This window comes from Paramuribaculum intestinale (genome assembly GCF_003024925.1).
Classification (GTDB): Bacteria; Bacteroidota; Bacteroidia; order Bacteroidales; family Muribaculaceae; genus Paramuribaculum; species Paramuribaculum intestinale.
In genome coordinates, this window is sequence record NZ_PUED01000256.1 from 1 (window position 1) to 2,652 (window position 2,652).

Here is a 2,652-nt window from a genome sequence, read left to right on the forward strand (position 1 = left end):
TTGACAATATCAAGTTATGTTGAATTTGTTTTTTGTTTTAAAGCGGAAGATGGCATACGAGATGCTCGGGAGTCTGGTGGGCTTGGAGATTGGTATAAGATACAGATTTCTTATATTTTCTACAGGCAAATTACAGGCAAAATTCAAATAATCCGCGTAACTTTTGCACGCCGATACGCATAGGCGGTATTAGAGAGTAAGCCTACTCTTCCTCGTAGTAATATGAGTAGTCGATGCCTTTCATAAACATTTCGCGGTCGTTGATTTTGTCGGTCAGCGCACCTTTCAGCAAGGCTTTGATATGGGTTGAGTCAATAACGCTTTCTCTCATCGCGGTCAGATATTCATTCTTGTCAATCCGGCTCCAGTCAACGCAGCGTTTAAGCGAGCGACGGAGCATCAGGTCAAGCCAGATGCGAGTGCTACGCCCGTTCCCTTCCATAAACGGATGCACGACGTTCATCTCTACATACTTGTCGGCGATTTCGTCTACCGTCGTTTCCGGCATACGTTCAATAGTAGGAATGATGGTCGGGAAATGTAGACAGTTGGCAAAAGTAAAACCGCCCTTTGATATGTTCTTGGTTCTTATCTGTCCGGCAAACTCATAGAGACCGCCGAAGAGGTAGGCATGAATCTGTTGTAGGCATTTCATGCTGCCCGGCTCCAGAGAGTTCAGCAATCCGCTTTCAAACAGAGTATACGCCTTCTTGCGGCTCTGCCCGTCGATAGTATTGTCGCTATACGTAAACCAATCAAGAAACTTAGCTGCACGATTGTTGGGATAATGCTTGGCAAGTATAATAACCCCCTCGCTGTTGAGCACATCGGCCTTGCGCTGTTTGCCATCTGGGGCCTCGAATTTGAACCCGTGAGTGGGACTCACGAGTTGAACGCCCTCTTGCCCCAGCTTGCGTTTAAGCCAACGCCAATAGTTACCGGCCTTCGTATAGTCCGGCTCATCATTGATAGCGCGCACCACGTCAGTAGCCGAAAACCACCAGCAGTTGTTCTCGTCATCCCAGACCGCCCTCACCTCGCGGTCATTGAAAAAACGAATCGACTTCTTTCTCATAACTTAAATCTAAAACGTATAAAGGATAGAATCATGCGATTAGCAATGGATTGTTATAGACTTAGTCAACATTAGTTAACGTTGGTGCATACATCATAAAAAATACTACATGCGTTATTCCAAAATATAGACCTGATATTAAGGTTTTTCTTATCATCCAGTATACTAAGCTGATTTTCATCATCCGAATTACCTTCGATGCCTATAAAATAGGCTTCCAATGCAACCTCGAAAATTTTGGGGCTGCCCTTAAATTCAGCTCTTATTCTAATTTTCTCATCTGTTTGATGATTATGAAATAGATAGGTCATTGAAGTAAATGCATAACCAGATTCTTCTGCATTTCTCACAAACTGATGTTCACGTAAGTTCTTGCCTTCTAATATGGCATTTGTTATTCCAGACAACTGCTCTTGTTCAACTTCTTGTTCATCGTCACCGAAATCATCAACTTTTGTCCCTGGTTCGCGTTTTATGTTAATTCGTCCAATGTCTACAATTTCCCACGTGTTTGGGAGACCCTCTTTTGCGAGTTTATCAAAAAAAGATATTGTATCTCCATTTGTCAATCTGTCTATACGCAGTGACTTGGTTTCAATTCCGCGTTTCTTTGCAACATCTCCCAACATACTCATAACAGTTTTACCATCACTGGATTTAGCACCATCAACCTCTACTTGCCACTCAGTATCAGAAATTTGATACATTTTAAAAGCTACATCTCGTTCTTCTGTTCTTATAAAGTTTATTCTACCAGCAGACTGTTTAAGATAAGACAGTGTTCCTTCAAAATAGATTTTATCCGATTCAGTTACTTTGGCGATTGTGTTTAGTCTGTAACCTTTAGATGTCAAAAGTCCCTTGTTTCTAATATCATTATAGATGTTGTCAAGTGCAAATTCCTTATCACTAAACAAATGAAAACCACTAAGTATTTTGTTATTAGAAGACCTATATGCCAGTGCCCTTAATTCTTCGAGAGAATCAGCACTATATAGATATCGCGCAACTTCCTTAGCGGCATCTTCAATGGAAGCGTTGAATAGAAATACAGACCGGTTTCTAAGAAAGGTCAATAGATCACATTTCCTTACACATGTGCAAAGAATAAATTCCAAGTCCTGAGGAGATGGGTAAGTTAGAGGTTGCTTAGTCATCTTGATCACTGTTTTTAGATAAAATGGATGGTTCGGTCGATATGCTCAAAATTGGCAGTGGCTTAAATGCAACATCGAGATTTTTATTCTTGAAAATTCGTTTCCCTTCTGCTAAATTCTCACGATTTTCGACCTCTGAACCATAGAAATAGACTATTACTTTTTGGTCTTGCTCTACCAAATTGTAAAAAATCAAAGCATCATATAAATTTGTAAATCCTTTCGATGAAAGATTTCCAAAATAGAATACAACAAGGCGGGGTTCCCCCCTCTTAATTCTTTCAGCAAATATAAAATCTGAGGTTGCATATTCTATAGTCAGAGTTTTTGATTTCAATAGCGGTTTCCCTCCCAGTATTTGTGCCGGATAAATAAACTTATACTCATACTCATTTGATCGAATCTTTTGTAACATAGAGC

Annotated in this window: 4 protein-coding genes; 1 reads left to right on the forward strand and 3 read right to left on the reverse strand. The window is 40.2% G+C overall.

Annotation, left to right across the window (positions count from 1 at the left end):
* The coding region (locus C5O24_RS14370; RefSeq protein WP_205961116.1) for a hypothetical protein at nucleotides 1-183 on the forward strand (183 nt) is incomplete at its 5' end.
* 19 nt (nucleotides 184-202) lie between these two features.
* On the opposite strand, the gene fic is transcribed toward C5O24_RS14370, so the two are convergent.
* The 3 genes from fic to C5O24_RS12395 form a co-directional block, all read right to left on the reverse strand.
* A complete protein-coding gene (gene fic, locus C5O24_RS12385) occupies nucleotides 203-1,075 on the reverse strand; it encodes a protein adenylyltransferase Fic (RefSeq protein ID WP_107036873.1) in 873 nt (290 codons plus the stop codon).
* A gap of 71 nt (nucleotides 1,076-1,146) precedes the next feature.
* Nucleotides 1,147-2,241, reverse strand: a complete 1,095-nt coding sequence (locus C5O24_RS12390; protein WP_161953438.1) for a hypothetical protein — start codon at nucleotides 2,239-2,241, stop codon at nucleotides 1,147-1,149.
* On the reverse strand, nucleotides 2,225-2,652 hold a 428-nt coding region (locus C5O24_RS12395), incomplete at its 5' end, for a hypothetical protein (protein WP_205961117.1). The genes C5O24_RS12390 and C5O24_RS12395, both read right to left, overlap by 17 nt.

Excerpts from the sequence above, each read along its gene's own strand:
- fic (WP_107036873.1), bottom strand. The coding sequence starts at position 1,075 with ATGAGAAAGAAGTCGATTCGTTTTTTCAATGACCGCGAGGTGAGGGCG.